Raw genomic sequence first — 7,185 nt, forward strand, 5'->3', positions numbered from 1 at the left:
TGAGGTGAGGTGTGGCGGTACGCTATGAAGTCCTCCTTTACGAAGATGCTTCGGGGCATTCACAAATTAAGGAGTGGCTCCACTCCCTCAAAAAGAGCAACCCGAGCGCTTACGCAAAGGCCCGGTGGTTGCTTTACGAGCTTCTCCCAAGTCAAGGACCTAATCTACGCGAGCCCTACGCCAAGCATATTAATGGCCCCATATGGGAGCTCCGTCATAACTCGGGCATCCGCATCTACTACTGGCGCCAGGAAACTACCATCTTCGTGGCAGCAGCGGGAGAGGTGAAGCAGCAAAACAAAGCCGACCCTAAGCTCATCGCTTACGCTTTGCGAGCGTACCAGGAATTTAACTCGGAGGAATGAGCCATGAAACGCAAACTTGTAAGTGTAGACGAGTTCTTCAAAGATGACCTGGATACCCCTTCACTCCGCCAGGCGTACCGAGAGGTTCTAGACGAAGAACTGGGGAAAGTCTTAAAGGCACTTCGGGAAAAGCGCGGCTTGAACCAAAAGGACCTAGCAGAACGCATGGGTGTTCACCGCTCTCGCATTGCTCAGATTGAAAACGCTGAAGGGCTTGCCCTGTCCTTGGAGACCCTCGTACGCTTTGCCAGCGTTTTAGGGTACCGGGTCAACCTAACCTTTACCGACGAGGCTGGGGCTGAAGTTCTCTTCCCCCTAAGTGAGGTGCCCGCCAAGGAAACGGGCTGGGGAATCAGCCTAAAACCAAGTAAGGGGTTTCTAGCCTTAGGGAAGACCGCCGCTTAACATGAGCAAATCGGAGCAAATCCGACAGCTTTTCCAAGAAGGCAAGGACGTTTCCGAGATTGCCAAAGTCCTAGGAATTAGCTACCAGCACGTGTACAACGTGCTCAGGCGGTCAGGACTGCTAAAGCCCAAGAAAATCCCTGCTACCCCGCAAGCATACGAGGCGTTCATCGCCGGGCTAGAACTTCAAGGTGTTGCTCTTCAAGCGCTTTCAGCGGAGCTTAAGCGTATGCCTGAGGGTAAGAAGGGAGCAAACCTAGAGGTCAAGCCCTTTGGTCCCGAGCCCCTAGATGGGGGCTTTCGGGCAGGGCTCACCCTGACCGCGCAACTTCTGGAAGACGGCGACCTCTTTGGCCACCTGGAGGTAAAAGTGGCCGCCAGCTATCGCTCCTCTGTTTTTCCGGAAGGAGATTTGTTCCAGATGTTCGCTGAGCACAACCTTCCCCTAAACCTTTGGCCGTATCTTCGGTTCTACGTGGACTTCCTTACCACCCAGATGGGCCTACCTCCCCTTACCTTGCCCCTCTTCAAGGTCTAGCTGCAACAAGCTTCTAGAGCCTGCCGAAGTAAACTAGGGGCAACATGGTCCTTGCATTGCAACCAGAGGACCTGCGGCCAGACCGCTGGTTGGTGCGAGTGCTCCCCGCGGTAGTCCAGGGTGGCACCTTAGACTGGTCAGCTTTGGGAGAAGTCAAGGCGGAAGGCCTCGAGGCCCTCCTCCAACCCCTCCTCACCCTAGGCCTTTCCCCCGAGGAACTGGCCCGGCGCTTGGGCCTAAGCACCATGAACGACGCCCTGCGCGCCGCCGTGGCCACCCGCTTAGGCCTTCCCGTGGAGCCTTTGCCCGAGCGGGGAAGCGTGCGCGACCCCTTCCGCCAGCTAGAGGCTATCCAGGAGAGCTTCCGAGGCTACGCCGAAAGCTTCGTGTCTCCGAGAAACCCTAAGATCGCTGACTTCCTGCGCCAGGGCATAGAGGAAGAGGACCTCCTTTGGCGCGAGCCCTTCGTGGCGCAGAAACGCCGCTACCGCCTGGGCAAGAGCGTGGATGAACTCATCCGGGAAGGGCTTCTGCCGCCAAGCATCCGCCCCCTTCTCCGCAAAAACCCCGAGGACTTCCAAAACCTTACCCCCTTCCACCCCTACCTTCACCAGGAGGAGGCCCTGCGGGCGGCTTTGGCTGGAGAGAGCTTCGTCGTGGCCACCGGAACCGGCTCGGGTAAGAGCCTGGCCTTCGGCATGCCCATCCTGGCCTACGCCCTGACGGAAAGGCGGCCCGGCATCAAGGCGGTCCTGGTCTACCCCATGAACGCCCTGGCCAACTCCCAGTACCGGGACTTCGCCCTAAGGCTACACGGCTCAGGCTTGCGCATCGCCCTGTACAACGGGGAAACCCCTTATAGCAAGGCGGAGGGCCAGGCCCTTAGGGAGCGGCTCCTTTTAGAAAGGCCCGTGAGCGACGCCGAGGTGTTGAGCCGGGAAGAGATCCGGCAAAACCCCCCGGACATCCTCATGACCAACTACGTGCAACTGGAGCTTCTTCTCACCCGGGGCGAGGATCGCTTCCTCTTTCCCCCAGAGCACCGCGGGGTGCTGCGCTACCTGGTCTTGGACGAGGTCCACACTTACGCCGGCCTCCGGGGGGCGGACGTGGCCCTCCTCATCCGCCGCCTGCGCCAGCACACGGGCACCACTAAGAGCCTGCAAGTGATCGGTACCTCGGCCACGGTGGACCGCGGGGAAGAGGCCATCCGGCGCTTCGCCGAAAACCTCTTCGGCTCCCCCGTGGCCCGCGTCATCGGCGAGTACCTGGAAGACCCCCCTCCCCTAGACCTGAGCCACCTGCCCGAGGAACTAGGGGAAGCCGTGAGGGCTCGGCCCGACGGGGAAAAGCGGGTGCGGCGGGTCCTCCTTTACCTGGAAGGCGCATTAGCAGAACCCCGCACCTTGAGCGAGCTCGCCCAGGGGCTTTCTCGGGAAGACGGCATCCCGCGAGACCAAGCCCAAGCGGAGGTGGCCTTGGCCCTGCGGGTGGGGGCGGCCACGGGATACCTGGTCCCCCGCATTCACGCCTTTTACGCCCAAGCCCCCGACCTCACCGCCACCTTGGACCTACAGGCCTTGTCCCTCAAGGGAGAGCGCTATTTGGAAGGCAAGCCCGCCTACCCGGTGGTCTTCTGCCGCAACTGCGGCCAGGAATACCTGGTGGCCCGGGAGGAGCGGGGCCGTTTCGTTCCCGGTCCATCCCTGCTAGAGCCCTTCCGGGGCGAGGTGCGCTACCTGAGGCCCGGGGCCTGGATCCCCGACCAAGAGCCCCTTCCCGAGGAGTGGTTGGATGAGGCCGGCCAGGTGAAACGGGACCGCCGCAACCTTCTCCCGCGCAACCTCACCCTAGACCCCTTCTCCGGCGAGGTGGCGGAAAGAGGGGTTCCCGTGGCTGCCCTTCCCTACCCCTTCCAGTTCTGCCCCACCTGCCAGGTGGCCCACACCCGCAAGGGCAACGAGATCCGCAAGCTCGCCGCCTTTGGCCTGGTGGGTCGCTCCACCGCCACCGACCTCCTCCTTATCTCCACCTTGGGCACCTTCCCCCAAGAGGAGCGGAAGATCATCGTCTTCACCGACAACCGCCAGGACGCCGAGTTCCAGGCGGGCCACTTTCAGGACCTCTTCCGCAAGGTGCTCTTCCGGCAGACGGCCATGGAGGTCCTGGCCCAAGGCGCCACCTACCTCTCCGAGCTTGGCGGCCAAGTCTACCGCATCTGGGCCCAGAGCGATCCCCGGGCGGAGGTGCGCCCGCTTTATGAGGAGTTCTCCCCCGAAGGCGCGGCCTTTCGGAGCCTCCTCTCTTTGGTGGCGGTTCTGGAGGCAAGCCGCAACACCCAGCCCAACCTCAAGAACCTAGAAGCGGCGGGGCTCATCCGCTACCGCTACCGCCACCTGGAAGAAATCCTCAAGGACGAAGGGGTCTGGCAGGGGCTCCTAGCGCCGGAGGAAGTGCGCCGGGACTACCTCACGGGCCTCCTGGACCTGATGCGGCGCCGGGGGGCCATCTTCCACGAGCTTCTGCAACCCACGAGCTTCCGCTACCAGGTGGAGGAAAGGCTTTTCGCATTCCCGCACGAGATCTTCGTGGACCCTGTGGGGGCGGCTATCGTCCTCGAGGCCCGGGCCCCGCAACCTCCTCGCTTTGGCCACACCTTCCGCCTTTACGGCGACCGGCGCCCAAGCCGCTTTGAGGCTTGGACCATGCGGGCCCTAGGCCTTCCCCGGGAAGAGGCCACGGCCCTGCTCAGGCGGGTGGTGGGGGCCCTTAAGGCAAAGCGGGTCCTGATACCCTGGGAACTTCCCGCCTGGGGCCGAAGCAGGGTAGCGGGCCTGGCCCTAAACCCGAGCGCCATCCTCCTGGAAAGGACGGAAGGGCGGTACCTCTTCTGCCCCCGGAGCGGCTACACCGGGCCCCTTTACACCCTCCGCATCTCGCCCGAACACCCCACCCAGGCGCTTGAGGAGCGGGGGGTTCACCCGTTCTACGAAACCCTGTACCAAAGGCGGCGGTTTCCCCTGCCCCTCGAGGCCCGCGCCCACTCCGCCCAGGTTCCCGGGGAGGAAAGGCGCAAGCTGGAGGAACGCTTCCGCGACCCCAACGATCCTTTAGGCGTTTTGGTGGCCACGCCCACCCTGGAGATGGGCATAGACATCGGGGCGCTCTCCTCGGTCTTTCTGCGCAACATCCCCCCTTCCCCCGCCAACTACGCCCAGCGCTCGGGCCGGGCCGGGCGGAAGGGGCAGCCGGCCCTCATCCAGGCCTTCGCCGGGGCCTTGGGCCACGACCAGTACTTCTACCGCTTCCCGGAACGCATGGTGCGGGGAAGCATCCAAGCCCCCCGCTTCCTCCTGGACAACCCCCGCTTGGTGAAGGCCCACCTCCGGGCCTTGGTCCTGGAAACCCTGGCCCAGTGGGGGTTTTCCCTTCCCGGAAAGCTCTTAGACGCGGTGGACGCCGCCGACGAAGCCCACTTCTACCCCCTCAAGGCGGCTTTCGCCGAGGCCCTCGAGGCGGGCATCGCCCGGCACAAGGAGGCCATCCTTCAGGCGGTGCGGGAAGCGTTCGCCCGGGAAATGGCGGCCTTTCCCTGGTTCACGGAGGAACTGGCCCGGTCCACGGTGGAAGGCTTCGTGGCCGAGCTGGACGCTGAGCTTAGGCCCTGGCGGGAAGAGTACCACGACGCCCAAGCCCGCTACACCGAGTACATGACCCGCCTCACCCACATGGGGCCCAGACACCCGAACCGCGAGGAGGTGGAAACCGAGGCCAAGCGCGCTGACCAACAGCGCCGCCACCTGGTGGACCTGGAGCTACGGGACTACCTGGGAGCCCGGGGCTTTCTGCCCAACTACGCCTTCGGACGGGTGAACGCCTGGGCCGAGCTCCTCAGCCCGCGAGGAGAGACGCACCGCCTGGAACGGCCCACCTTCATCGCCCTCACCGAGCTCGCCCCCGGTAATAGCGTCTACTTTGGCGCCCGGCGGTACCACCTGGACCGGCTGGCTTACTTGCCCAAGGAGGAGGCCTTCCGGCCCGCCAAGCGTTGCACCTGCGGGCACGTGGAGGCTCTGGGTGGCCGCTGCCGGGCCTGTGGGAAGGACTTGAGCACGGAGCCCCCGAGCGTCCGCCTTATGCCCCCACCTCCCCTCCTGGGCCTCCCCAAAAGGCGCATCAGTAGCGAGGAGGAGGACCGCTCCCGCCTGGGTTACGAGGTGGAGTGGGACTGGCGCCCCAAAGCGCCCAAGGCCTTGCGCCACGGGAATGTCCGGCTCCTCTACGAGCACAACGCCGAAGTGGTGGCCATGAACAAAGGCCTGCGGGCCTGGTTTTTGGACGAGGAGGAGGCGAACCCCCTGCAAGAGGGCTTTGTCTATTGCCGGCGGTGCCGCCGCTTTCTCCTCACGGAAAAGGAACTGGAAGAGCACCCCTGGCAAGAGGGGAAGGAAGGGCGGTGCCCTGCCGGGGGTGGGCCGGAGGATCTTCGGGGCGGGATTGTCCTGGAGGCACGGGCGGAAAGCGATGTTTTAGCGCTGGAAGTCCCCGTTCCACCCGGGCTCGAGGGCCCGGAGAAGGTGGCCTTCTACAAGAGCTTGCTCGCCGCTTTCCGCAAGGCGGCCCTGGTGGTTTTGGAGCTGGCGGAAGACGAACTTTTCGGCTTTCTCCAGCCTTCCCCTACCCTAGAGGTGCCCTACCGGGTCGTCCTGGTGGAGGGGCAGGAAGGGGGGCTCGGGGCCCTTGCCGCTTTGGCGGAATGGCCCTCGGAGGAAAAACCCCACCCGCTTCAGGAGCTGGCCGAGACCGCCCTCCGCCTCATGCACGAGGGCGAACCGGAGGCCTGCGAACGGGCTTGTTATGACTGCCTCATGGACTACAGCAACCAGCCGGACCACCCCGTCTTAGACCGCCGCCTCGTCCTACCCTTCTTCCAGGAGCTGGCGCAAGCCTCCTTCCAGGAAGAGAGCGGGCCGGACCTTTTGGCGCATTTGCTCGCGCAGTGCCAAAGCGACCTGGAGCGGCGATGGCTCCTGGAATGCCATAGGCGGGGCCTTCCCCTGCCCGAGCGAGCCCAGCACACCCTGAGCCTCGAGGACACCTTCACCCGGTTTGACTTTTACTACGAGCAGGGCTTGGGCATTTACGTGGACGGGCCCCCACACCTAAGCCCAGAGCGGAGCGAAAAGGACCGGCAAATACGGGAGCGCCTCACCCTTTTGGGCATCCCCTTCCTGGTCTTTGCCGAAGGGGAGGACTGGGATGCTCCCTTTGCGGAACTCGGGCGGCTCGTCCGTCCTGGATCGGCGCAGAAGCAGTCTTAGCTAGGTTGCCCCTAGCGTTCCGGCCCCGTGAGCGTCCCCTCCCGGCAACCTTGCCGGACCCCCTCGCCCAGGTGCGCTACACGGGCTGGGCCGCGCCTCAACCCCCGTTCTTACGTTCAGCCCACATTCCGCACCCCCTTCACTCCAGCAGGTAATATCGCCCGGCCCCCAGGAGGCGCGCCGCGGTCTCGTGATGGGGAGCCAGGTTGAGGACGAACCACCTGCCCCCCAGCTCCACCAGTCGGACCCACATAAAGAGTTGAAACACCCAGCGCAAGGTGGGCTTGGCTGTGGGTCTCCCCTTCTGGTCCGGCAGGCTGGACCCCGCCTCCCAAAGCCTCCGCCTCAGCGCCCACTCCCCCAGGGCGTACACCAGAAGGGCCAGGGCCATCACCATCCCCAGGGCCATCACCCGCTCGGGCCGCTTCAAGAAGGTGCTCTCCGCAAAGAACAGGGGGTCCTTCAGAAACCGGAACCCCCGCTCCACCGTCCGGGCCTGGTCCTTGTACCGCCTCAGCACCTCCTGAGGGGGAAGCCCCTCCCGGTCCAGCACGTT

Annotated in this window: 4 protein-coding genes and 1 pseudogene; 4 read left to right on the plus strand and 1 reads right to left on the minus strand. The window is 64.2% G+C overall.

What is annotated here, in order from left to right; all coding sequences use genetic code 11:
• Window positions 1–11 precede the first annotated feature (11 nt).
• From L0D17_RS07465 to L0D17_RS07480, 4 genes are all read left to right on the plus strand, one after another.
• Window positions 12–365 (plus strand): type II toxin-antitoxin system RelE/ParE family toxin, encoded by a 354-nt coding sequence (locus tag L0D17_RS07465; protein ID WP_243094642.1) that lies wholly within the window; start codon window positions 12–14, stop codon window positions 363–365.
• Between the two features lie 3 nt (window positions 366–368).
• The gene (locus L0D17_RS07470; protein ID WP_243094643.1) at window positions 369–770 is read left to right on the plus strand and encodes a helix-turn-helix transcriptional regulator; all 402 of its coding nucleotides are present in this window, start codon (window positions 369–371) and stop codon (window positions 768–770) included.
• Window position 771: 1 nt separating this feature from the next.
• Window positions 772–1,308, plus strand: a complete 537-nt coding sequence (locus L0D17_RS07475) for a helix-turn-helix domain-containing protein (RefSeq protein ID WP_243094644.1) — start codon at window positions 772–774, stop codon at window positions 1,306–1,308.
• A gap of 143 nt (window positions 1,309–1,451) precedes the next feature.
• The gene (locus L0D17_RS07480) at window positions 1,452–6,629 is read left to right on the plus strand and encodes a DEAD/DEAH box helicase (protein WP_243094645.1); all 5,178 of its coding nucleotides are present in this window, start codon (window positions 1,452–1,454) and stop codon (window positions 6,627–6,629) included.
• A 139-nt stretch (window positions 6,630–6,768) separates the two neighbouring features.
• Here L0D17_RS07480 and L0D17_RS07485 read toward each other — a convergent pair.
• A pseudogene (locus L0D17_RS07485) lies at window positions 6,769–7,185 on the minus strand (IS1634 family transposase); the annotation flags it as partial.

Origin of the sequence: Thermus thalpophilus (genome assembly GCF_022760915.1) — a bacterium.
Classification (GTDB): Bacteria; Deinococcota; Deinococci; order Deinococcales; family Thermaceae; genus Thermus; species Thermus thalpophilus.

What these genes read in the sequence shown, in the direction of transcription:
- L0D17_RS07470 (WP_243094643.1), top strand. Translation starts at nt 369, where the DNA reads ATGAAACGCAAACTTGTAAGTGTAGACGAGTTCTTCAAAGATGACCTG.
- L0D17_RS07475 (WP_243094644.1), top strand. Translation starts at nt 772, where the DNA reads ATGAGCAAATCGGAGCAAATCCGACAGCTTTTCCAAGAAGGCAAGGAC.